At 71.1% G+C, this 22,500-nt stretch carries 17 protein-coding genes and 3 pseudogenes; 7 read left to right on the top strand and 13 right to left on the bottom strand.

Annotated features, from left to right (window positions below):
• Positions 1-8: 8 nt before the first annotated feature.
• Genes ACIO5D_RS24780 through ACIO5D_RS24765 form a run of 4 tightly spaced genes read left to right on the top strand, consistent with a single transcriptional unit; the run spans position 9 to position 5,520 of the window.
• Positions 9-146 carry an FxLD family lanthipeptide gene (locus tag ACIO5D_RS24780; RefSeq protein ID WP_400797851.1) on the top strand — a complete coding sequence of 46 codons (138 nt, stop codon included), beginning with the start codon at positions 9-11 and terminating at the stop codon, positions 144-146.
• A complete protein-coding gene (locus ACIO5D_RS24775; RefSeq protein ID WP_400797848.1) occupies positions 88-3,288 on the top strand; it encodes a lantibiotic dehydratase in 3,201 nt (1,066 codons plus the stop codon). Before ACIO5D_RS24780 ends, ACIO5D_RS24775 begins: the two co-directional genes overlap by 59 nt.
• Positions 3,285-4,493: a lanthionine synthetase C family protein gene (locus ACIO5D_RS24770; protein ID WP_400797845.1), complete on the top strand. Its 1,209-nt coding sequence runs from the start codon at positions 3,285-3,287 to the stop codon at positions 4,491-4,493. The genes ACIO5D_RS24775 and ACIO5D_RS24770 overlap by 4 nt, the downstream gene beginning before the upstream one ends.
• Positions 4,494-4,527: 34 nt before the next feature.
• Complete coding sequence (locus ACIO5D_RS24765) at positions 4,528-5,520, top strand: thiopeptide-type bacteriocin biosynthesis protein (RefSeq protein ID WP_400797842.1); 993 nt, start codon at positions 4,528-4,530, stop codon at positions 5,518-5,520.
• A gap of 29 nt (positions 5,521-5,549) precedes the next feature.
• On the opposite strand, the gene ACIO5D_RS24760 is transcribed toward ACIO5D_RS24765, so the two are convergent.
• Positions 5,550-5,969: a hypothetical protein gene (locus ACIO5D_RS24760; RefSeq protein ID WP_400797839.1), complete on the bottom strand. Its 420-nt coding sequence runs from the start codon at positions 5,967-5,969 to the stop codon at positions 5,550-5,552.
• Between the two features lie 666 nt (positions 5,970-6,635).
• Positions 6,636-6,902, bottom strand: coding sequence for a hypothetical protein (locus tag ACIO5D_RS24755; RefSeq protein WP_400797836.1), 267 nt, complete (start codon positions 6,900-6,902; stop codon positions 6,636-6,638).
• 62 nt (positions 6,903-6,964) lie between these two features.
• On the opposite strand from ACIO5D_RS24755, the pseudogene ACIO5D_RS24750 reads away from it, so the two are divergent.
• The 3 genes and pseudogenes from ACIO5D_RS24750 (at position 6,965) to ACIO5D_RS24740 (ending at position 8,981) form a co-directional block, all read left to right on the top strand.
• Positions 6,965-7,817: pseudogene (locus ACIO5D_RS24750) on the top strand (helix-turn-helix domain-containing protein).
• Between the two features lie 11 nt (positions 7,818-7,828).
• Positions 7,829-8,026, top strand: coding sequence for a DUF397 domain-containing protein (locus tag ACIO5D_RS24745; RefSeq protein WP_400650951.1), 198 nt, complete (start codon positions 7,829-7,831; stop codon positions 8,024-8,026).
• Between the two features lie 133 nt (positions 8,027-8,159).
• A complete protein-coding gene (locus ACIO5D_RS24740) occupies positions 8,160-8,981 on the top strand; it encodes a transposase (protein ID WP_400797833.1) in 822 nt (273 codons plus the stop codon).
• Here ACIO5D_RS24740 and ACIO5D_RS24735 read toward each other — a convergent pair.
• The 11 genes and pseudogenes from ACIO5D_RS24735 to ACIO5D_RS24685 all read right to left on the bottom strand — a co-directional run.
• A pseudogene (locus ACIO5D_RS24735) lies at positions 8,974-9,153 on the bottom strand (group II intron maturase-specific domain-containing protein); the annotation flags it as partial. The gene ACIO5D_RS24740 and the pseudogene ACIO5D_RS24735 overlap by 8 nt on opposite strands.
• Before the next feature lie 163 nt (positions 9,154-9,316).
• A pseudogene (locus tag ACIO5D_RS24730) lies at positions 9,317-9,892 on the bottom strand (transposase); the annotation flags it as partial.
• A gap of 213 nt (positions 9,893-10,105) precedes the next feature.
• On the bottom strand, positions 10,106-14,368 hold the full coding sequence (locus ACIO5D_RS24725) for a hypothetical protein (protein ID WP_400797830.1): 4,263 nt from the start codon (positions 14,366-14,368) through the stop codon (positions 10,106-10,108).
• Between the two features lie 235 nt (positions 14,369-14,603).
• Positions 14,604-14,912: a hypothetical protein gene (locus ACIO5D_RS24720; protein ID WP_400797828.1), complete on the bottom strand. Its 309-nt coding sequence runs from the start codon at positions 14,910-14,912 to the stop codon at positions 14,604-14,606.
• Between the two features lie 455 nt (positions 14,913-15,367).
• Complete coding sequence (locus ACIO5D_RS24715) at positions 15,368-16,564, bottom strand: LLM class flavin-dependent oxidoreductase (protein WP_400650959.1); 1,197 nt, start codon at positions 16,562-16,564, stop codon at positions 15,368-15,370.
• A gap of 49 nt (positions 16,565-16,613) precedes the next feature.
• Positions 16,614-17,753: an acyl-CoA dehydrogenase family protein gene (locus tag ACIO5D_RS24710; RefSeq protein ID WP_400650961.1), complete on the bottom strand. Its 1,140-nt coding sequence runs from the start codon at positions 17,751-17,753 to the stop codon at positions 16,614-16,616.
• Positions 17,747-18,523 (bottom strand): class II aldolase/adducin family protein, encoded by a 777-nt coding sequence (locus ACIO5D_RS24705; protein ID WP_400650963.1) that lies wholly within the window; start codon positions 18,521-18,523, stop codon positions 17,747-17,749. The genes ACIO5D_RS24710 and ACIO5D_RS24705 overlap by 7 nt, the downstream gene beginning before the upstream one ends.
• Positions 18,504-19,226, bottom strand: coding sequence for a dihydrodipicolinate reductase C-terminal domain-containing protein (locus tag ACIO5D_RS24700; protein WP_400650966.1), 723 nt, complete (start codon positions 19,224-19,226; stop codon positions 18,504-18,506). Before ACIO5D_RS24700 ends, ACIO5D_RS24705 begins: the two co-directional genes overlap by 20 nt.
• Positions 19,216-19,497 carry an acyl carrier protein gene (locus tag ACIO5D_RS24695; RefSeq protein ID WP_400797825.1) on the bottom strand — a complete coding sequence of 94 codons (282 nt, stop codon included), beginning with the start codon at positions 19,495-19,497 and terminating at the stop codon, positions 19,216-19,218. Before ACIO5D_RS24695 ends, ACIO5D_RS24700 begins: the two co-directional genes overlap by 11 nt.
• A 161-nt stretch (positions 19,498-19,658) precedes the next feature.
• Complete coding sequence (locus ACIO5D_RS24690) at positions 19,659-21,101, bottom strand: class I adenylate-forming enzyme family protein (protein WP_400797822.1); 1,443 nt, start codon at positions 21,099-21,101, stop codon at positions 19,659-19,661.
• Positions 21,098-22,495: a hypothetical protein gene (locus ACIO5D_RS24685; RefSeq protein ID WP_400650974.1), complete on the bottom strand. Its 1,398-nt coding sequence runs from the start codon at positions 22,493-22,495 to the stop codon at positions 21,098-21,100. The genes ACIO5D_RS24690 and ACIO5D_RS24685 overlap by 4 nt, the downstream gene beginning before the upstream one ends.
• Positions 22,496-22,500: the final 5 nt, after the last annotated feature.

Below are 22,500 nucleotides of genomic sequence, written 5' to 3'. Positions count from 1 at the left end.
GAAAACACATGGATGAGAACGACTTCGAGCTGGATGTCACGGTCACCGATCAGGGCCCGGTCATCGCCGAACTGATGAGCAGCACCGATGACGGCTGCGGCGGCACCTGCCAGAGCGCCTGCTCGAACAGCACCTGCATCGCCTGACCGGGGGTGTGGCGGGGCCCGCTCGGCCCCGGCACACCCGGGGTGCGGGCCGTACGAAGTCGATCTGGGGGTGGGGATGTTCCGGGCTGTGGACGCGGTGCTGCTGCGAGCTGCCGCGAACGGTGGGGCGGAGGCCGTGGCGCCGTGGCCGGACCTGAGCGGCGAAGGTGCGCAGGACTCGGCGGCGTGGCGGCGGTGGCTGGCCGAGGCGTGGGCCGGCCCCGGTGTGGCGGAGGCCGTGGAAGTGGCTAGCCCCGTCCTGGCGTCCCGGGTACGGGCCGCAGGAGCCGGCCAGGTGGCCTCGGGACGCCAGCTGCGCCGGATCGGGGAGTCCCTGGTGCGCTACCTGCTGCGGGCCCGGCACCGGGCGACGCCCTTCGGCCTGTTCGCCGGGGTCGCGCCCGCCCGGCTGGGGGACCGGCTGAAGGTCTCCTGGGGCGGGGAGCACCGAGCCTGCGCGCGACCGGACGCCGCCTGGCTGGCCGCCGTGGTGGACCGGCTGGAGGCGGACGCCGAACTGCTGCGCCGGCTGCTGGTCGTAGCGGACGCAACCTGCCTGATTCGTGGCGACCAGCTCGTGCTGCCCTGCCGCCAGCCGCCCGTTGGCGGTGGCGGTGGCGCGCCGCAGGAGGTGTCGGTTCGCCGGACCCCGCCCGTCGCGGCGATCCTGGCCGCCGCCCGGGACGCTGTCCTGGTCGAGGAGCTGGTGACGAGGGTGAGCGTCGAATTCCCGGACGCTCCGTGCGGAGCCATCGACCGTATGGTCACGCGACTGATCGGGCAGCGCGTGCTCATCACCTCGCTGAGGCCGCCGATGACCGCTCCCGATCCGCTCGGCCATCTCCTGGCCCAGCTCGGGCACGCCGGCGCCGCCGGCTGCGGCTCCGTGGCACCGACGGTGCACCTGCTCAGCACCGTGCACGACCACCTCGTCCGGCATGGCGCCGAGGACCCGGGCCACCAGGGCAGTACCCGCGCCGAGACGCTGGAGGCGATGGCGGCCGTCCCAGGCGGCGGCCCGCCGCTGCTGGCGGTGGACCTGCGGCTGGACTGCGACCTGGCCCTGCCCAGGAACGTCGCGCTGGAGGCCGAACGCGCGGCCGCCGCCCTGGCGCTGGCCGGTCCCCACCCACAGGGCCCGCCCGCCTGGCGGGACTACCACGGCCGCTTCCTGGAACGGTACGGCATGGGCGCGCTCGTCCCGCTGCTGGAGCTGGTCAACCCCGACACCGGGCTCGGCTACCCGGCCGGGTACCGCGGATCCCAGCTGCCGACCACCGCACCGGCCGTGCAGGAGCGCGACGCCACGCTGCTCGAAGTCGCGCAGCTGGCCGCTCTCAACGGCCTGACGACAGTGAACGCCACGGACGTGCTGCCACGACTGGCCCCCGGACCGATCGAGCAGGTACCCGCTCACCTGGAGCTGTGCTTCCAACTCCACAGCGAGTCCCCGGACCTGCTGGACGAAGGACTGTTCACGCTCGTCGTCACCGGCCTCGCCCACGGCGCGGGCACCACAACCGGCCGCTTCCTGCACCTGTTCGACGACACCACCCAGCAGCGCATGGCCGGCGCGCTGCGCCGGGCTCCGGCGCTCGCCACCGGCGCCGTCCGCGCCCAGCTCTCCAGCCCGCCGCTGCGCGTGCGTACCGAGAACGTCGCCCGCACCCCTCCCGTCCTGCCGGAGACGATCACACTCGCCGAACACGACCAGGGCACCGTACCGCTGACCGACCTCGCGGTCACCAGCGACGCCCGCCGCCTGTGGCTGGTCTCCCGCACCACCGGCCGCCCGATCGAACCCACTGTCCTGAACGCCGTCCAGCTGAGCAACTTCACCCACCCGCTGGCCCGGTTCCTCACCGAACTTCCCCGGGCCCGGGCCGCGGTCCTGGCACCGTTCTCCTGGGGACCGGCCGCCGGGAAACTGCCCTACCTGCCTGCCGTCCGGTACGGGCGCAGCATCCTCGCCCCGACCCGCTGGCGCCTGGAGAGCGCCGACCTTCCGCCGACGGCGTCCTCGTGGCGAAACTGGGACAACGCGCTCGCCCGGCTGCGGGAACGGCGCCTGCTACCGGACCACTTGGACCTCGGAGACGGTGACCAACGTCTTCGGCTCGACCTCGCCGAGCGCCACCACCGGCAGCTCCTGCGTGCCCACGTCGACCAGAGCGGCCGGGCGATCCTGCGAGAGGCGCCCGCGTCCAGCGCCCTGGGCTGGATCGGTGGCCGCGCGCACGAGATCGTCGTCCCGCTCGTCTCCACCCGCGAGCCTGCCCGGCTGCCCGTTCCCCGGCGGCCCGCCGGGCCCTCCCCCGGCCGCACCCCGGGCGCCGCCGGTGCCGGGTGGGCGTACGCCAAGGTCTACGCCCACCCGGCCCGCCACCCCGAGTTGCTGGCCCGCCTGCCCGACCTGACCGCCGCCCTGGGCGACACGCCGTGGTGGTTCATCCGCTACCAGGACCCGGACCCGCACCTGCGGCTGCGGATCCGCCACGGCGACGGCGGTTTCGGCGAGACCGCCCGCCAGGTCGGCATCTGGGTCCAGAGCCTGGCCGACATCGGCCTGGCCACCGGGCGGGTGCAGTGGGACACCTACTGGCCCGAGACCGGCCGCTACGGCGAGGGCTCGCTGCTCGGCCTCGCGGAGTGGGTGTTCGTCGCGGACTCCGCCGCCGTCCTCGCCCAGCTCCAGCACACCGGACCTGGCCGGCTCCCGGCCCCGGCGCTCACCGCCGTGAGCATGACCGACATCGCCGCCGGCTTCCTCGGCGGCACCGAGGCAGGAATGCGCTGGCTCATCGAAAACGTCGCCCGCACCCCCGCTGCGGCACCGCAGAGGCCCCTGCTCGCCCAAGCCGTCGCCCTCGCAGACCCCGCCGACACCTGGGCGGCGCTGCGAGCCGTCACCGGCACCTCGATCACCGAAGCCTGGGCCCGGCGCCGCGCCGCCCTGGACGCCTACCGCCGCCGCCTCACCGTCCTTGACGGCCCGCACCCGGACAGCGTCCTGGCGTCGCTGCTCCACATGCACCACATCCGCGCGGCCGGGATCGACCCCGACGCGGAACGCGCCTGCCACCGCCTGGCCCGAGCCGCCGCCCTTTCCTGGGCCGCCCGCACCCACGGAGCCCTCCGATGACCCCCCGCACCGCCCGTCCCCAACCGCCCAACTCCGCGCCGGCCACGTCGTCGCCGGTGCCGGGCGGGCCCGACAACCAGCACGCGCAGGCCCTCGCCACCGGCGCAGTCGGCATCACCCTCCTGCACATCGAGCGAGCCCACCTCGGCACCGGCGACTGGGCCACCGTGCGGGACCGGCTGACCAGCATCGCCCGCACCCCGCTTGTCGGCTCCGACGACGCCGGCCTGTTCGTCGGAGCCCCGGCCCTCGCCTACGTCCTGCACACCGCGGCCGGCACCACCGGCCACCACCGCAAGACCCTGCACACCCTCGATGCCGTGGTCACCGCTCTGACCCGGCGCCGCCTCGACACCGCCCACACCCGCATCGACCGCGGCGAACTCACCACCGCCTCCGAGTACGACCTGCTGTACGGGCTGACCGGTCTCGGCGCCTATCTGCTGCGGCGTGACCCGCACGGCGACACCCTGCACGACGTCCTCTCCTACCTCGTACGCCTGACCCAGCCGATCCCCGGCAGCGACCTGCCCGGCTGGTGGGTACGTTACGACCCCTCCGGCCGCACCTCCGGTGCCTTCCCCGGCGGTCACGGCAACGTCGGCCTGGCCCACGGCATCACCGGCCCGCTCGCACTCCTGGCCCTGGCCAAGAGCGCCGGGGCCCTGGTCGACGGCCACACCGGCGCCATACGGCGGATCCTGACGTGGCTGGACGGCCTGCGCCAGGACGCGGCCACGGGACCGTGGTGGCCGCAGTGGGTCACCGTCGGCGAGCACTACTCCGGCGCCGTGTTCCAGGACGGCCCGATGCGCCCGAGCTGGTGCTACGGCGCCCCCGGTCTGGCTCGCGCACAACAGCTCGCCGCCATCGCGCTCGGCGACGACCACCGCAAGCGCGCCGCTGAACAGGCCCTCCTTCGGTGCATCGCCGACCCGGCCCAGCTCGCCCTGATCTGCGACGCCGGACTGTGCCACGGTGCGGCCGGCCTACTCCACACCGTGCACCGCGTCGCCCAGGACTCAGCACGGGCACGGGACTTCGCCGCGCACCTGCCCGCCCTGCGGACGCTGCTCCACGACCAGGCCCCGGCCCGCGAGCCCGGGTTCCTCGACGGCCTCGCCGGAACCCGCCTCGCCCTGCACGCCACCGAACAGGGCGGTTCACCCGCCACGAGCTGGGACGCCTGCCTGCTCCTGTCCTGAACCCCAGCGCTCGCCTCCTCCCGAGAAGACGCCCATGCCATCCCGTCCCGACGCCATCGAGAAGGCCGTACTCGCGGTCCTCACCGGAACGCCGCTCGCCGACGCCGCCGCCTGCGTTGGCGTGGCGGCGCCCACGCTCGCCGCGGCCGCCGAGACCTACCGCACGGCCGGACGCGCCGCCATCGACAACCCCGCAGACACCTGGGTCCACTTCTTCGTGCAGCCGGCCTCCTGGAACACCGCCGAGAACGCCTTCGCCACCCAACTGTTCCCCCATCTCCGCGACGCGAAGACGAGCGGTGACATCCTCAGCTGGTGGTACGTCCGCAAACACCCCGTCTGGCGCTTGCGCTTCCAGCCCGGCCCCGCCACCACCGCCACCAGACTGCGCACCTCCCTGACCGGCCTCCTGACAGCGCTTCAGCAGCAGGGCGTGATCACCACCTGGTCCCACGGCATCTACGAACCCGAGACCGCCGCCCTCGGCGGCCCGCGAGGAATGGACGCCGCCCACCGCCTCTTCCACGCCGACAGCCGCGCCATCCTGAGCGAGGCCCTGTCGCGCCACCACGCGGCCGGACCGGTCATACCCGTGCGACGCCCGGAACTGTCCATCCTGCTGTGCAGCGCGATGCTGCGCGCCGCAGGCCAGGAGTGGACCGAGCAAGGCGACGTGTGGGACCGCGTCGCGCAGATGCGCCAACTGCCCACCTGCACCACACCCGAGTCGATCACGTCGACGACGTCCAGCATCGGCCGGCTGATGGCAGCGGACACCGTGGCCATGACCGCCCCCGGCCAGGCCCTCGAACTCCTTGAAGAGCGCACAGCCGCGTTCACGCAGACCGGCCACGACCTCGCCGAAGCCGCCCGCACGGGCGAACTGACACGAGGACTGCGCGCCGTACTCGCGCTCATGGTGATCTTCCACTGGAACCGCGCCGCGATCCCGACCCACGTCCAGGCCGTCCTCGTGCGCGCCGCCCGCGACCACGTCCTCGGCCCACCGCTGGGCACACCGCGCTGACCGGCCTACCGCCTGGCGCCCTCACCCGCTCAGCAGCAGAGCACCCCACAGGCACCGGACCACGGTCCTGCGGTCTGGTGCCAACCCACCCGAATCCCCGACTTTCCGATACCGGCCAGGACCGGGACGCCGACACCCTCGGGGCCCGAGTAACTGGATATCGGTGACACCACCTCAACTCGCTTCTCGAACACCACCTCTACCCCGCCTTCCGCAGTCGCCGGATGAGCACCTTCGACCACAAGGTCGTCGAGGCCTTCATCCAGACCATGGAGCGCAACGGCGTCGGCCTCGCTCCCCAGCCCAACGCCTTCGACAAACTGAAGTCGATCCTCCTCGACGCCCACCGGCTCGGCCTCTACGACGAGAGCCCGCTCGACGGCATCAAGCGGGCAGCATATGGGAGGGCACGAACCCGGGTTTGTTGCAAGCCCTCCAGGGCTGATCACGACCCGAGGGTAAAGTCCAAGGTCAGAGTGCCTGCGAGCGCCGTCGTGGGTCGCGGCAGCGCGGCAACCGGCCGGTACTGCAGCGGTGCTGGTCACAGGATGTCGCCCGGCCCGCCGAGGGTAGCACCGAGTGTTATGGAGCCGATTGCCACGATCTCGCCGGTCTCGGGCTCGCCCCACCTCCAGGGGCTCCGCTCCTCACCGCGTTCGAGCTCGGCGACAGCCCTGCGTCCACAAGGACGTCGGTGTCCGTGGTGCCCCACCAGATGCGAGGCGGCTCGGAGGTGTCCGGCCCCACGACCGCCCAGACCGGGGTGTGGTCATACGGCTTGGCGAAACGCAGCTGGGCAAGGACCACGGAACGCCACCGGTCAGCGGCACCGACAGGTGCAGCGCAGGGGAGGCCGACATCTGAAGGCGCCCGGCAAGATCAGGATGCCGCGTACGGAACCTCTCGCCGAGCGCCGAGTACATGAGAAAGCTCCCGGTCACTGCAGCAAGCATGTCACGCGTAGCGAAGCCCACGGCGGTTCCACTTCCTGCTGTCTCGCCAGTACCGTTCACGCCGAACCGGATGCTATCGCCGACCACCGACGAACGATCGCCGCGGCAACCGGTCCTCACGGCTCAGTAACCGAGGCAACCGGGCAGCGCAGGCAAGCGAGTTCAGGCGGCTTCGGCCCGGTCGAGCGCGGCAGCGGCCGGCTGTGCGAGCCACACCAGTCTCGCGGTGATACCCGGCTGCCCCGTGAACAGGTGCACGGCGCGCTCGGGCGACGCGACGGTCATCCGCGTCTGCCCGTCGACGCCGACCACGTAGGTCGACCCGTCACCGTCGGCGAGCCCCCAGGCCACGACCCATCCGTCAGCGTCCGCGCGGCCGTTACCGCACACCTGGACGACGGCGAAAAGCCGGGGCGCGGTATCGAGCACGAGCCCGCACAGCTCCTGGTCGAAGGTTTGCGTGCTGTAAGTGAGAGATGAGAGGGAGCACGATGACAGCGAGCGGCACCCCAACGTTGCGACAGCAGCGGCTCGGACTTGAGCTGCGCAAACTCCGCGAGAACGCCGGGCTCAGCTCAACTGCCGCCGCCGCACGCCTCGGAGTGAACCAGGCCCACATGAGCCGAATCGAAGCGGGCCGGTACGCGGTGAGCGCGGAGCGCGTCCGCACGTTCGCTCGCGCCTACACATGCACAGACCAGAACCTGATCGACGCTCTCGCCGGCATGACCGGCAGGCGGACCCGAGGGTGGTGGGAGGAGTATCGCGACATCCTGCCGCCAAACATGCTCGATCTTGCCGAAACGAAACACCACACCACGGCGATGCGCATCGCCTCGGTGATTCACATCCCCGGCCTGCTCCAGACCGTCGACCAGGCACGTGCACTCGCCAGCAACGCCGTACCGCCTCTGGCGCCGCACGACGTGGAGCACCGGGTTGTCGTACCGGATGAAACGGCAGGCAGTCCTCTACAGCCGACAGGCGATCCCGCTCACGGCGATTGTCCATGAGGCAGCCCTGCGGATGGGGTTCGGCGGGCCGGCAGTGGCCCGCGCACAACACAGGCACCTCATCGAGGTGAGCACCCGCGAGAATGTCTCGGTTCTCGTGATCCCCTTCGGTGCGGGCACGCTCCCCGGCTCCGGGCAGTCCATCGTCTACTGCTCCGCACCCGTGCCCCAACTCGACACCGTGCAGCTCGATACGTATCACGGCTCCGAGTTCCTTGACGCCCATGCGCAACTGGTGAAGTATCAGAAGGTTCTGGACCTCATGGAAGCCTGCACCCTCAGCCCCCCGAAGTCACGTGATCTCATTGCCCGTATCGAAAAGGACACCTGAGAGGAAGCGCCATGTCAGCTCTCAACTGGCAGAAGTCCAGCTACAGTTCCGAGTCGGTCAACTGCATCTGTCTCGCCGCAGCCCCCGACGGCGCCATCAAGCTCCGCGAAAGCGACGACCCCGACACCATCATCACCACCACCCCCGACAAGCTCCGCGCCTTCCTGCGCGGCATCAAGGCAGGCGAGTTCGACCACCTGACAAACTAGGCTGTCCTGCCGCATGTGTGGGTGCGCTGATTTACGACTGGACGTAAAACACGTCGTCCTCTGTGATCCTTGAGGTGTCGAAGCCCAAATTGGATCAAGCAGAGAGACGGCGCGCCTGCCTTCAGCAAACACCGTGGTCGAGGCGGTGCGCTGGGACAAATCAGAACAGTGCGTGGTCGTGTCGGTACGGCCTGACGCGCGGCGGCGTGGACGGTGCGGACTGTGCCGCCGCCCGGCAGCGCTGTACGACCGCGGACGCGGCCGACGCCGATGGCGCGACCTGGACCACGGGACGCGGCAGGTGTTCCTGGAGGCCGACGCCCGGCGCGGCACCGGTCACACCCTGGCCTTCGACCAGCAGGCCGCGTGGATGGCCGCCGAGTGTTCCAAGAGCGCCGCGGCCGAACTGCTGCGCTGCACCTGGCGCACGATCGGCCGGATCGTCGAGCGCTGCACCGCCGACCGCGACCGGCACACCGACCGCCTGGCCGGATTGCGCCGGACCGGGATCGACGAGATCTCCTACCGCAGGGGCCAGCGCTACATGACAGTCGTGGTCGATCACGATACCGCCCGCGTGGTGTGGATGGCCGACGGCCACGGCGCCGACGTCCTCACCCGCTTCTTCGACCAGCTCGGCCAGGCTCGAACCGCCCGGCTGACCCACATCAGCGCCGACGGCGCCGCCTGGACCGCCCAGGTCATCGCCCAGCGGGCACCCGGTGCGCTGCGGGTGATGGACGCTTTCCACGTGGTCGTCTGGGCCACCGAAGCGCTGAACACCGGACGCCGGGCCTCGTGGAACCGGGCCCGGCGCGAACTCGGCGTCCGGGAGCAGGCAAGAGCGCTGAAGGACTCCCGTTTCGCGCGGTGGAATAACGCCGAGGACCTGACCGACTGCGATGGTGCCGTTTGGCGATCCACAGCGCCAGTCGCATCCTCGCGAACATCCTGATCTTGTCGAAGTGGCGTGATGAGTTTCCATACTTGAAGTACACCGCCCACCCGGACAGGAACCAGTTCATCGCCTGCACCACCACTTCAACCGGCAATCGCGGACGGGAACGGTCCGTCAGTTCACAGAGCCGATCCCGCGCGCGTGCCTCATAGCCTTGTCTGCAGGCCATCGGGCGAGGAAGGTGATGGGCTTGCCGCCCCGGCGCGGAACATGACGCACCAGCCGATGGTGAAACCCGAGGAAGCCCACTCCGGACACCCATACCGGTTGCAAGCCCTCCAGGGCTGATCACGACGCAGCCCAAGGCGTGCCAGCGGGTGCCGCCAGGCCTGCTTGAACCCCTGGCCCACCAGGGCCTTCTTCACGGCACCCGGCTCGGTGGCGGCGACCACCCTGTCCAGCAGCACGGTCCCGACGGCGTTGTCGTGGACGGAGGCGGCCAGCACCACCACCGCGATCACCAGGCCCAGCACGTCAAGGGCCAGTCCCCGCTTGCGCCCCGGCACCTTCTTGTTCGCGTCCCGCCCCGTGGTGTCGGCCGGGACTCCGGCGGCGGCGTGCACGCTCCGGGTGTCGAGCACCACCAGGCTCGGGTCGGCCAATCGGCCCCTCTTCTCCCGCGCCTGCCAGCGCAGCAGGTCGTGGATGGTCCGGTCGGTGCCGTCGTCGCGCCACTTGTAGAAGTAGTACTTCACCGTGCCGACGGGCGGCAGGTCGTGGGTCAGGTAGTCCCACTGGCAGCCGGTGCGGGACTGGTACAGCAGGGCGTTGACGATCTCCCGCATGTCGCAGTTGCCCTCGTGGCCGCTGACCGAGCGATGCCGAGCCTTCCAGGCGGTGATCACGGGCTCGATCAGGGCCCAGCGCTCGTCGGATAAGCCGCTCTTGCAGGGCTGGCGGTCGCTCACGGGGACACTCCAGCACGACCGGGCCCTCTGGTCAGCGCGGAGGCTGCGGTCCCATACGATCCGGTGACGAAAGACGCGACATCACGTCACATACTGCCCTCTCAGACCCCAGGGGCGCAGTGCGGTTGCAGTCGGCGCTCTCCCTTTGTGGCGTATACCCGAAAGAGTGTCCGTGGCTGGCTGCCACGGACACCCTTCTCAGGTCCGTCTACCTCAGTTGTTGCGGCGTTGGCGCCTGCTGAGGGCGAGGGCGAGGCCGCCGAGGATCAGCAGCGTGCCGCCGATCGCGGCCGCGGTGAGCACAGTCGTGCCGGTGCGGGCGAGGATGCCGGACGGCTGCGGGGCCGGCTGGGCGGGTCCGGGGTTGTCGGGAGCCGGGTTGTTGTCGGTGGGCGGCGGCGGGGTGTTCCCCGCCGGCACCGTGTGGTCGGTCTCGCAACCCACCGCTTCGTCGCAGGTGCCGCGCTTGGTGTCGGGGGTGGTGACGACGTTGTGCAGCTTGGTGTCGCCGCCGCCGGTCACGGTCACCGAGTAGGTGATCGTGGCCTTGCCGTCCACCGGAAGGTCGCCGGTCCAGGTCAGCTTGCCGTCCTTGACCTCGACGGTGCCCTCCGAGGCCTTCACATCGCCGTTGTAGGTAGCGTCGTCCAGGACTTTCGACAGGTCGTCGGTGATCGTGGCGCCCTTGACCTCGGCCTTGCCGTGCTGATTGACGGCGACGGTGTAGGTGACCTTCTCACCGACCTGCACCGTCGAACCCGACTTCGGGTCCGAGACCTTCGAGAAGACGTAGGTCCCGTAAACGTGGTCGGTTTCGCAGCCGATCTCCTGCTCGCAGGTGCCGCGCTTGGTGTCGGGGGTGGTGACGACGTTGTGCAGCTTGGTGTCGCCGCCGCCGGTCACGGTCACCGAGTAGGTGATCGTGACCTTGCCGTCCACCGGAAGGTCGCCGGTCCAGGTCAGCTTGCCGTCCTTGACCTCGACGGTGCCCTCCGAGGCCTTCACATCGCCGTTGTAGGTAGCGTCGTCCAGGACCTTGGACAGGTCGTCGGTGATCGTGGCGCCCTTGACCTCGGCCTTGCCGTGCTGATTGACGGCGACGGTGTAGGTGACCTTCTCACCGACCTGCACCGTCGAACCCGACTTCGGGTCCGAGACCTTCGAGAAGACGTACGAGCCCACGGGGTGGTGCGTGGTGCAGCCCGGGGTGGTGCCGTCCTCGGCCACCGCGCAGCCCTGGGAGAGCACGGCGTTGACGAGTTCGCCGTTGCCACCGCCCTTGACGGTGACCGAGTAGGTGATCGTCGCCTCGCCGCCCACCGGGACGGTGCCGTTCCACTGCAGCACCCCGTCCTTGACCTCGGCCGTGCCGATCGAGGCCTTCACGTCGCCGTTGTAGTCGGCGTTGTTCAGCACCTTGGAGAGGTCGTCGGAGAGGGAGGCGTTCGCCGCGGCGGAGCCCTCCTGGGAGACCTTCACCGTGTAGGTGACCTTCTCACCCGGGCTGACCGCCTGGCCGGAGACCGGGTCGGCGGCCTTCTCCACGCGGTAGTTCGCCACCTCGAACCCGGCCGGGTCCGACGGGATCTGCGGCGGGGTACCAGAGTCCGGCGGGGTGTCCGCCGTCGCCGAGGCGGTGTTGACGAACGTGCCCGGCACCGACGTGTCCAGCACGGTGCTGAACTCGTGGGACTCGCTCTTCCCGGGGGCGAGCGAGGCGACGGTGAACGCGCCGAGCTCGGGGAACTTGTCGTCCGAGACCTTGACGTTCGTCAGAGTGCCCTGGCCGGTGTTGGTGACCACGATCCGGTAGTGGACGGTGTCCCCGTAGCGGAAGGTCGGGTAGTCGGCGGCCTCATTGGCGTCCTGCCACTGTCCGTCCTTGCCCTGGACGAACTTCTTCAGCGATGCCGAGTAGTAGTTCGCCACCGTCAGCGGAGCCGACGTGCGCATCACCAGCTCGGTGTGCCCGTCCCGTGCCTGCGCCCGGTTGACGAGCTTGTCGCCTCCGACCGCCCCGTCGGTCGCCACGGCCACCTTGAACTGCTGGCGCGCACCCGGATCCAGCGAAGGCCCGATCACCCGCACAGCCGTCGCGTCCGGCGTGAACGTCTCCGTCCAGCCCACCGAGTTCCCGGTGGGGTCACCGGCCCGGCCGTTGGACTTGTTGTCCGGGTCGTCGGACAGCGAACCCGGCGCGACAGTGGTGTAGTACACCTTCGCGCCCGGCACGGCCGTCACAGACTCCAGTTCGTAGGAGCCTGAGTAGGACGTTCCGCGACCGTCGTCCTTGTACGGCAGGATGTCGATCGTGTCCGTGAACGCCTGCGGGGCAGGGTCGTACGACCTCAGCGTCACCGTCCACGAACCCGAACCCCTGCCGTCGCCCTTCACGTTCGGAATGAACGCCGAGTCGGCTGTCTTGGCGATCGTGGTGTATCCGCCCGTCGCGACCGTCACCTGTGCCGTTGCCGGCGCGGTCGTGATCCCGCCGAGCGAGGCCGTGGCCGAGTTGGTCAGGGCCTGACCCGCCGTCACCGAGCTGTCGGCCACCGCCTGGTAAGTCAGCTTGTGGTCCGCGTTGGTGACGACACCGTCGAGTGTCCAGGTCAGCACCTGTCGGCCCGATCCGTTGGCCGTCACCACGGGTTCGGGAGCGGCGGATCCCGGAACGTACGTCACCCCTGCGGGTAGGGTGTCGACGATCTTGAAGCCGTCCACCGTCGCGGGGATCGCCCCCGCTCCGTTCGCCGAGTACTTCAGCGTGTAGGTCGCCGGGACGCCCGGCGTGACAACGGCGCGGTCGACCGACTTGCCGATCGCCGGCGACGCCGTCGCGACTCGGAGCACGTCACGGAAGCCGGTGGTGCACGGGTACCGGAGGCCGGGTGTGTTCAGGATGCAACCCGCCTTGTTCCACCAGTTGTTGAGCGGATCATCCATAACACCGGAGAAGAAGCTCCACACGTCCGTACCGGGCGGGGTGCCCGGCTTGATCGTCTGGAACACGTTCTGGTTGATGTTGGTGTAGCCAGGCACCTTCATCTGGCCCTGGGTCGCCGTGACCCGGACTGCCTTCACCTGCGCCGGATCGGCGGGTGGCGTGGTGGTCCACCCTCCCGTCACGCCGCAGTCGAACCCGTTCGGGTCGTACGCGGCACTGGTCGGATCCAGGTGGGCGTCGTTCCCGGTGTAGTACTCGACCACTGCGCCGTCGACTCCGCCGGCGGGGGTGGTCCACTTGAAACCGTTGAAGGTGACGTACTTGGTGTCCAGCGCCGAGCACATCCCGACCAGGCGGTCGTCGGGCCGATCGGTATGCAGTTGCATCGCGGTGTCCATGTACTGCCCGACAGTCGTGCCGGCCGCCACCCGGTAGGTGTCATCCCACGTGGTACCGCCGCTACCGGTGTAGCCCCGTCCCCAGCCCGAGGAGTATGTGCCGGGGGTCGTCCACGATTTGGACTCGCTGTTGTTCGCGGGGTTGTCCTGCGCCGTCTGCCCGGTGGTCGAAGTGTAGGTGGGGGCGCTCGCCGTCAGTGCGGCAGAACCTTCGGCCGAGGTGAGCACGCGCACCCAGATCGAACCGGAGGCCAGAGCCACCTGATCGGACGGCAGCCTGGCGCCGGTCGAGTCCAGGGTCGGCGGGCTGGCCGGGGCGTAGTCGATCCCGGAGATCGTGAGCCGGAACGCGTTCGGACCGGTCTGCGTGATCTGGCAGTTGTCCACGAAGGACGCCGTCTGGTTCGCCGGGTGGCCGCCGCCCGACCACGGGTGGCCGCCGGCCGGCGCGGGAATCGAGTACGGCGCGCACCCCTGGGGAGCGAGCTGGATCTGGCTCCCCTGCTGCGAGCCGATCGTCAAGTCGTACGTGATCGTCTGCGGTCCAGGGTCGCTTCCCCTCCCCTTGCTCAGCGTCCACTCGTAGTCGACTTCGAAGTACCCGGCTCCCTGCCTGTAGTTCGCCGCGCCGACGCCCCAGCGCATGTCCATGGTGAAGGGGTTGACGATACTCAGCGGCGGCACGGCGGCGCTCTGACCGTCGATGGTCCCCACCGCGGTCACCTGGCCCCCGGTCGGCCCGTCGACCACCACGGGTGCCTGCAACACCACCGATGTGCCCTGCTGGTGCGTGCCGAGGTTACAGGTAAGAGTCTTCTTGTCAGCCGACAGGGACGACGCCGGATCGACCCCGGCCGTCAGGCACAGACCCGGCAGCGCGTCGAACACCCCGTTGACCAGAGTGACGCCGAGGGTGACGTCGTCCACGGGTCCGTTCGCCGGGGCCTCGGCGTCGTCGTTGAGGTTGACCCGCCACTCGGCGGTGACCACCTCACCGGAGGCCACCTGGGCCGGGGTGCCCGGAACCCACCTGCCGTCGATCTGATGCGCCGTCGCCGCCCATGACCGCACTGCCAGGCTGAACATCGTCAGCATCATCGCCAGTGCCAGCGCCAGCGATAACGCTCTGCGCACTCCGGGCCCGGATATCAGCGACAACCGTGGCCCCCCTCCTCCGGGCACAGCCACGGCGGCCGGCGGCCGCCCTCTCGACCAGTCCATACGGGACCCACCTTTCAAGGACAGTCCGACCGGCGCCCCGCACACCCAACCAACATGAAAAGCGTACAAATCGGGCGCCGCTGATAGATTTGACCCGATTCATGACGTTCGGTCAAGGAGTTTGTAGACATTTTGTTCCAGCGGCTTGTCATGCAGCCTTGGCCGGGTCATAGCTCCAGGAGTGGACGGGTGAGTCCGGGGCAAAGCTGGTCTTCCGTTCGGCCTTGGCGTTGTGCCAGCGGATGTGGGCTCCGATGGCGGCGTTCTGCTCGTCGCGGTTGCGGTGAGCGGTGCCGTTGAGCGCGAAGTAACGAAGCGCGGCGAACTCGGGCTCGATCCAGTTGAGCCACGACCTGTAGGTGGGCGGAAAGACCAGATCGATCCGGCTGATCGTCCCGAAGAACACCGAGGGAATCCGCCCCAAGCTGAAACGCCTGGTCAGCAGAGGCGTCCTCACCGAGACCGAATCCGGCCTGTTCACCCAGCCCCGCCCACAACCCCCGTCGCGGACCCCCGACCAGCGAACCTCACCCAGCCCCAATCACGAACCGGACATCAGCTCACGTATCGCCCTCTCACAACAGGCAGCGTTGATGCTGCGTGTCCTCGTACGCGCGTGGCCGTAAGCCCTGGAGGGCTCGCAACGAGCGCGTCATAGGGTCGGGAGGTTTCTGGTGCTCATCAGCCCCGAAGGGGTCGCGAGGCCAGCGGCGGTCCAGCCCTTGGGCAGACACCGCCGCTGGTCCGCATGTTCCGCCAGGTCCCCGTGCTGACCGCTCCTCCGACCCAGTCCAGAGATCCCCGACCAACGCCAGGCCAGAGTCGGCGAGCGCGCCGATCTCGATTGCTCGCCCCACGATCGGGCGCAGGTTGACTCCGGACAGCACCGCGCACAACGTGCCGGAGCCGCCGTCAGACGCGCTCGCGCTCCCCCTGGCCCCCGCCGTCCGGCGCACCGTGCTCGGCCATGGCCTTGTTCCGCGCCGCGAAACCGGCTTCCTGCATGGCGGTACGGTTGGCCGCCGCCCACGCGTTCGAGGCGCGCAGCCGGTCGGTCGTGCCCCGGAAGCGGGGCACCACGAACCGCGCGAAGAGGTCCACACTCAGCAGTTGGGCCGGCCACGGCGCCCAGTCCTGGCAGGAGATGAGCAGGGTGCCGAACCCGCCGGTGACCTCCTGCAGCTTGGTGATCGCGCCGACGACGTCCTCCACGTCGCCGACGATGATCCCGTTGGCCGCCACGGTGGCCTCGAAGGCCTTGGCGCCGCTCTGCGGGTTGCGCGACATCGGGAGGCCGATGGTGTCGATCCAGAGTTCGTCGCGCTGGCGCAGCCACCCCTCCCGGATGTCCTCCAGTGCCTCCTCCCTGGTCCGCGCCACGTGGACGGGTATGACCAGTCGCCAGTCGTCCCGGGACACCTGTCGGCCGGCCTCGGCCGCCGCCTCCTCGTGGTGGCGCCACTGGTCCGCCAACCGTTCGATGCCCAGGCTGTGCCCGGCCCGGACGGCGCCCCACGGCGGTGCGGCGTGGGACAGCACGCTGATGCCGAGCCGGCCGGCCAGCTGGACGCCGAACGGGGTGGCGGCGCTGGCGACGGTGACCTCCGGGCCGCCCGGGCTGAACGGACCCAGCTGCAGCCGGGCGTCGACGAGCCTGAACCAGCCCTCGTCCCGGGTGACCGTCTCGCCCGCGAGCAGCGCGACGATCGTCTCCATCGCCTGGGCGGTGCGCTCGCGGGTGTCCTCGGGCGCGATCCCGAACATGTGCATGTCCGAGATCACCGACCCGGCACCGCCGCCCAGGATGAACCGGCCGCGGGTCATGTGGTCGAGGTGCATCGCCCGTTCGGCGACCAGGAAGGGGTGGTGGTACGGCAGCGCGGTGACCCCGGTGGCGAACTTGATTCGCCGGGTGCGCTCGGCCGCGGCCGCGATGAGGAGCTCCGGCGCGGGGATGGTGCCCCAGCCCGCCGAGTGGTGCTCCCCGATCCACAGCTCCTCGTAGTTCAACGAGTCCACCACCTGGGCGAATTCGAGGTCGCGCTGGTACAGGAGGGTCGGGTCCTCTCCGATCGGGTGCAGGGGGGAGATGAAACAGCCGAAGCGCATGGTGATCCTCTGTGTCGGTTCGTGCGGTCCTGGCAGGTTCCCGCCGAGGTCACAGCGACCTTGCGATCGCCGCTCGCTGGATCTGGTTGGTGCCCTCGATGATCTGCAGGAGCTTCGCCTCCCGCATCCACCGCTCCACGGGGTGGTCCTGGACGTAGCCGTGGCCGCCGAGCACCTGGACGGCATCGGTGGTGACCCGCATGGCGGTGTCGGTCGCGAAGAGCTTGGCCTGTGCGGCCTGGGTCGCGAACGGCCGCCCGGAGTCCCGGATCAGGGCCGCCTCCAGCAGCAGGGCGCGGGCCGCCGCGACCTGGGTGGCCATGTCGGCCAGCAGGAAGCCGACGCCCTGGAAGGAGATGATCGGCGAGCCGAACTGGACTCGCCCTTTGGCGTAGTCGGCGGCGTAGTCCAGCGCCGCCTGAGCGAGGCCGACCGCGCAGGCCGCGATGCCCAGCCGCCCGTGGTCGAAGACCGAGGCCGCGACCAGCATGCCCCGGTTCTCGCGGCCGAGCCGCATGGACTCCGGCACGCGGACGTCCTGGAGGACGACCTGGGCGGTCGGCAGGGTGGCCAGCGCCATCTTGCGCTCGGGCCGCTGGGGCAGCACGCCCGGAGTCTGCGCGTCCACCATGAGGCAGGTCAGCCCGCCCAGGCCGGCGCCGCCAGTTCGGCAGTAGACGTTGTAGAGGCCGGCGACACCGCCGTGGCTGACCCAGGACTTGGTGCCGGAGATCCGGTAGCCGCCCTCCTCCCGGACGGCGGCCGTCCTGATGCCCTCCAGGTCCGAGCCGGCGTCGGCCTCGGACAGCGCGTTCGCGCCGAGCACCTCGCCGCTCAGCAGCCGCGGAAGCCATCTGTCCCGCTGCTCGTCGCCGCCGAACCGGGCCAGTCCGTGCGAGGCGAGGACCTGGAGGTGGACGGATTCGGCCACGGCGAACCAGCGGTACGCGAGCCGTTCCAGCACCTGGAGGTAGAGCGTGTACGGCTGGTCCCCGCCGCCCCAGCGCTCCGGGAACGGCAGGCCGACCAGCCCGGCCCGGCCGAGGAGTTCGACCAGCTCCCTCGGGAAGCGTCCCGAGCGCTCCTCCGCGGCGGCGCGCGGCGCGAGTTCCTTGTCCGCGATCTCCTCCACCAGCGCGAACAGCTCCCGCTGGGTGTCGTCGGCGAACGACCGTTCGACCTTTACCATCCCGCCGCCTCCGGCCAGGCCCGTACGACGGCGCGTACGGAGTGCTCCCAGTAGGACCGGACCGCGAGGTCGCCGTAGATGAACTCGCGCTTGGCCTCGACGTCGGTGGCGGAGGAGCTGTGGTAGCCCCCGGGCGCCGACTCCGCCAGGAGCTGCAACCGGCAGGCCCGTTCGAGCAGGTGGGCGAGGACGATGGCGTGCTTGAGCGACTTGCCGACCACCAGCCCGCCGTGGTTGCGGAGCAGCAGCGCCGGGTCGGGCCCGAGTGCGGCGGCGACCGCGCGGCCGGTGGCGATGGACAGAATCGTGTTGCTGGTGACCGTGAAGCGGGACAACCGGTCCTCGAAGCAGGCACCGTCGTGGGAGACGGGGCGCAGCGCCAGGTCGGTCGCGCCGAACACCAGGGTGTACGGCGCGTGGCTGTGCACGATGGCGTTGATGTCGGGGCGGGCGGCGTACACCGCCTGGTGCAGGGGGAGTTCGGGCGGGGCGAGGCGGTGCGGCGGCGCGTCTGGGTCCACCTCGGCGGGGACGATGTCCTCGGGCCGGCACTCGTCGAAGCCGGTGAGGGCGCCCTTGATCTGGAAGGACCCGCCGCCGGGGAGGCGGGCCGAGACCTGGCCCTGGTTGAAGTCGTCGTGCCCGCCGAGCGACAGCGACCGGGCGCCGATCGCCAGGTGTCCGCGCAGCCGCAGCAGCGCGGGCGTCGGGGCCGGCGGGCCGGCGGTCGCGGGCGTGGCCGCAGCGGTCTCATCGGTGCTGATCGGCATGCCTGCTCCTTCGGGCCGCGGCCTCGTAGACGTCGTCCATCGACCACAGCCCGGCGTCCGCCCGCGCGAGCCAGCGCACCCCGAGCAGGGCGCCGGCGCCGGCCGCGGCCAGTGACCTGACCTCGTGATTGATTGTCAGAATTTGCTGTTCAAAGGTGAGTTGGAAAGTGTGGTCGCTGACCGGCAGGCCGGAACGCAGAGCCGCGACCTCGGTCGGTGGCTCGCCGGTCCGGGCGGTCCACAGCTCGGCCAGGGCCAGCGCGGAGGCGCTGGGGCTGTCCTTCTTGGCCGCCGTGTGCCGCTCGCGCACCACGGCCTCCGGCCGGTCGGTGTGTCCGGCCAGGGCCTCGGCCAGCACGGCGATCGCCCGGCGCTGGAGCCAGTGGCCAAGCGAGAGATTGGCGGCCCGCAGGACCGGCCGTTCGGCCGCCAGGGTCCGCAGAGCGTCGAAGTGCCGTGGGGTCAGCCCCGAGGCGCAGCTGAGCAGCGGCAGGCCGGCGCTCCGGCACTGGGCGACGGTCCGCTCGGTGGCGGCCGCCGGGGCGGCGTCCACCACGACGTCGGGGCGGCCGCCGGTCGGCAGCTCGCCGCCTTGGCCGGTCGGCAGCACGTGGTGTCCGGCGTCCCGGCACGCCTCGGCCACCGCCGTACCGAGCCTTCCCCGGGCGCCGACCAGGGCGACCCGGAACGTCTCACCCGGCATGGGGGCCGACTCCCTGGTCCTCCATGTACCGCACGAGGCCGCGCACGGTGCCGAGGGCGCCGGCCGCCTCCTCCAGGTCGATGTAGACGCCGAACTCGTTCTCCAGGGAGTCGATCAGGCGCAGGAAGGACAGGGAGGACATGCCGAGCTCCGCGAAGGAGGAGCTGCCGACCAGGACGGCGTCCAGGGGAAGCCCGCCGTCGGAGGCGGTCACCGCGAGATCGGCGACGCGATCGTGCAGGGCGCTGGGCTGCGGGGACGGGTTGGTCATGACACTCCGTTTCGCGGGGACGGTCTGGTCGGACGTGCGAACAAGGGCGTGCGGACGAGGACGTACGGACAAGGGCGTACGGACGAGGACGTGCGGACGAGGACGTGCGGACAAGGTGGCGGGACGGCGGCCGGGCCGGCCGGCGCCCCGGCGCGCCGGTCTCAGCCCTCCAGCAGGGCGCGCGCGGCGGCCAGCCGGGGCTTGCCGATGCTGGAGGCAGGGATCCGGTCCACCACGGCGAGGCGCTCGGGCACCTTGTAGGGGGCCAGCAGGCCCTGGCAGTGGGCGCGCACGGCATCGGTCCCCACGTGCGCCGGCGCGGCCACCAGGGCGCCGAGCGCCTTGTCGCCGTCGGACCTGGTGACCTCCAGGACCAGGGCGTCGGTCACACCGGGCACGGTGCGCAGGACTTCCGCCACCTCGTGGGGATCGACCTTGCGGCCACCGACGTTGATGTGCTTGCCGGAGCGGCCGGAGAGGTGCAGCAGCCCGGACTCCAGGTGGCCCTCGTCGCCCGTGAGGTAGAACCCGTCCTGGTCGAGGCGGTGTTCGAGGAGGCCGGGTGCGTTGAGGTACCGGGAGCCCATGGACGAGGAGCGGACCGAGATCGGGGCGGGCTCCCCGGCCCGCGCGCCGGGCGGGATCCGGAACTCGACGCCGGGCAGCGGTGCGCCGAGGCCGCGCTCCGGGGCCGGCTCGCGGTCGAAGGTGAGCGGACCGGTCTCGGCGATGCCGTAGTAGTTGGCGACGGGAAGGCCGTACCGGTCGATCAGGGCACGGGCGTCGTCCGGCGGCAGCGGAGCGCCCGAGGAGATCGCCACCCGGATTCCGGCGAGCTCCGGGGCGGGGGCGGTGCGGCGCAGCAGCGAGGCGTACAGCGCCGGGAACCCGGTCAGCCGGGTGGGCCCGGTCTGCCGGACGTACCGCAGCACGTGCCCGGCGGTCGGCAGGCCACCGGCCAGGTGGAGGACGGAGCCCGCGAGCAGGCCGGGGACGAGCGAGGTGTTGAAGGCCAGGCCGTTGGCGAGGCCCGCGAAGCAGAGGATGCGGTCGTCGGGCCGCAGACCGGTGCCGGCGAGCCAGCTGGTGGCGGCGCCGGTCACGGCGGTGCCGGAGAACTCCACGCAGCTCGGGTACCCAGTGCTCCCGGTGGTGTAGCGGCACAGTTCGGTGGTCGGCAGCAGCTCCGGGCGCTCGCGCGGTCCGGTGGCCTCGCTGACCTGTAGCGGCCCGGCCAGTGGGCGGGCCGGGCCGGCCGACCCGGCGGGCAGCGGGCGGTCGTGGAGCAGCAGGTCGATGCCGCAGCTGCGGATGGCGGAGGCGATCTCCGTCTCCCCCCACTGCGGGTCGAAGAGGAAGGGCACCGCTCCGCTCCCCAGAGCGGCGAGCAGCGCGACGGGGTAGTGCGCGGAGTTGCCGGCGCTCAGGGCGATCCTGGGGCGGTCCTGGCCGGGCCGGATACCGAGCCCGAGACTCTCGCTCAACTCGACTGCTCTGGTGAGGATTTCACCGTAGCTGGCGGTCCCGTCCGGATCGGTGACGGCGGGCCGGTCACGGTGGGTGTGCAGGGATTCGCGCAGGCGCTCCCACAGCAGGCCGGTCATCCTTCCCCCTGGGCGTAGGCGATCTCGGCGCGGTCCAGCTTGCGGCCGGCGTCGCGGTCGCTGCCGAGGGCGACGATGTAGAGCAGTTCCCGGGTGTCGTCCAGCTCGGCGGCGGCCCGCCACCGGGCGGCGTCGAACCCGCCGACGCCGGTGACCCCGATGGCGTTGCGCGCGGCGCCCAGGTAGAGCAGGTGGGCGGCGGCCGCGGACCGGAAGATGGCCTCGCGCAGCAGGGCGGGGCCCTTGCCGAGGGTGCCGGCGCGGTCGGCGTGCAGCAGGACGAAGGTGTCCGCGCCCGCCAGGTGGTGCTGTCCCATGCAGGCGCGGGCGATCGCCTCGGCGTCGGTGACGAAGTCGGTGCCCAGGAAGCGCGGTTCGCCGTGGTGCTCCGGTCGGCCGGCGGGGAGGCGGCCGTGCGGGGTGAGCACCGTGACGCCGAGGCCGGCGCCGGCGAAGTCGCAGGGCAGTGTGGTCGTCAGGGTGCCGACGGTGTCGAGCAGGACGGCAGGGTCGAGCGGTCGGCGCCCGAAGTGCTTGGAGGAGCGCCGCCGGCGGGACAGACCGGTCCACTCCCCGGGCCGGATCCGCGCCGAGGCCGGGAGCACCGGGCCGGCGTCGACGACGGTACGGGCCGCCACCGGGGCCCGTTCCTGCCCGGTGGCGAGCAGGTCGGGGATGCCGGACCAGCAGACCGCCTCCAGGTGACCGGTGTTCTCCATCGGGACCGGCCGGTCCTGGCACAGGTAGCTCCAGCCCTCCGGGACGGGCGCGTCGGGCGACTCCGGGAGTCCCAGCTCCAGGACGGAGTGGATCTCGCGGTACGGCAGGAGGTCGGCGAGTGCCGCGGCCAGCCGCTGCCGGGACACCGCGAGGCGTAACCGGGCGGTGCCGTGGTCGAGCGCGGTACCCAGCATGTTGGTCGCCGCGTGTCCGGTGTCGATCTGCGCGTAGAGGTAGCCCCGCGGACCGTACTTGCGGATCGACAGCCAGGGGCGGACGGCGAGCAGGACGAGAACGGACCGTTCGTCGTCGGCGTCCTCCGCCAGGATCTCGTCCAGTGGTGCGCCACCGGCGGTGCGGACGCAGAGCCGGCGGTCGAGATCGAGCCGGTAGAGGACGGCGGGGCCCGGGCCGGATCGGTCCAGGGCGAGGACGTCGTAGGGGAAGATCGCGCCGGCCGAGGGGACGGACCGGATACCGCCGGATCCCCTGCTGAGGATGCCGTTGTCGACCACGGCCAGGGCCCTGGCCAGACCTGGTCCCGGTGCGGCGTCGTCAGCGAGTGCGGGACGGGCCGAGATCGCGATCAGGTCGGCCCAGATCCGGGCGAGTTCGGTGCCGTCCTCCGCGGTCGCGGGGTCTTCGAACCGGTGGATGGGGTCACGGGTGTGCAAGGTAC

The sequence above is a fragment of the Kitasatospora sp. NPDC087315 genome (genome assembly GCF_044744345.1).
Taxonomy (GTDB): domain Bacteria; phylum Actinomycetota; class Actinomycetes; order Streptomycetales; family Streptomycetaceae; genus Kitasatospora.
Note: the sequence above shows the minus strand (reverse complement) of the source record. Positions and strands in the feature narration are given on the sequence as shown.

Excerpts from the sequence above, each read along its gene's own strand:
- ACIO5D_RS24780 (WP_400797851.1), top strand. The coding sequence starts at position 9 with ATGGATGAGAACGACTTCGAGCTGGATGTCACGGTCACCGATCAGGGC.
- ACIO5D_RS24775 (WP_400797848.1), top strand. The coding sequence starts at position 88 with ATGACGGCTGCGGCGGCACCTGCCAGAGCGCCTGCTCGAACAGCACCT.
- ACIO5D_RS24770 (WP_400797845.1), top strand. The coding sequence starts at position 3,285 with ATGACCCCCCGCACCGCCCGTCCCCAACCGCCCAACTCCGCGCCGGCC.
- ACIO5D_RS24765 (WP_400797842.1), top strand. The coding sequence starts at position 4,528 with ATGCCATCCCGTCCCGACGCCATCGAGAAGGCCGTACTCGCGGTCCTC.
- ACIO5D_RS24745 (WP_400650951.1), top strand. The coding sequence starts at position 7,829 with ATGTCAGCTCTCAACTGGCAGAAGTCCAGCTACAGTTCCGAGTCGGTC.
- ACIO5D_RS24715 (WP_400650959.1), bottom strand. The coding sequence starts at position 16,564 with ATGCGCTTCGGCTGTTTCATCTCCCCCCTGCACCCGATCGGAGAGGAC.
- ACIO5D_RS24710 (WP_400650961.1), bottom strand. The coding sequence starts at position 17,753 with ATGGTAAAGGTCGAACGGTCGTTCGCCGACGACACCCAGCGGGAGCTG.
- ACIO5D_RS24705 (WP_400650963.1), bottom strand. The coding sequence starts at position 18,523 with ATGCCGATCAGCACCGATGAGACCGCTGCGGCCACGCCCGCGACCGCC.
- ACIO5D_RS24700 (WP_400650966.1), bottom strand. The coding sequence starts at position 19,226 with ATGCCGGGTGAGACGTTCCGGGTCGCCCTGGTCGGCGCCCGGGGAAGG.
- ACIO5D_RS24695 (WP_400797825.1), bottom strand. The coding sequence starts at position 19,497 with ATGACCAACCCGTCCCCGCAGCCCAGCGCCCTGCACGATCGCGTCGCC.
- ACIO5D_RS24690 (WP_400797822.1), bottom strand. The coding sequence starts at position 21,101 with ATGACCGGCCTGCTGTGGGAGCGCCTGCGCGAATCCCTGCACACCCAC.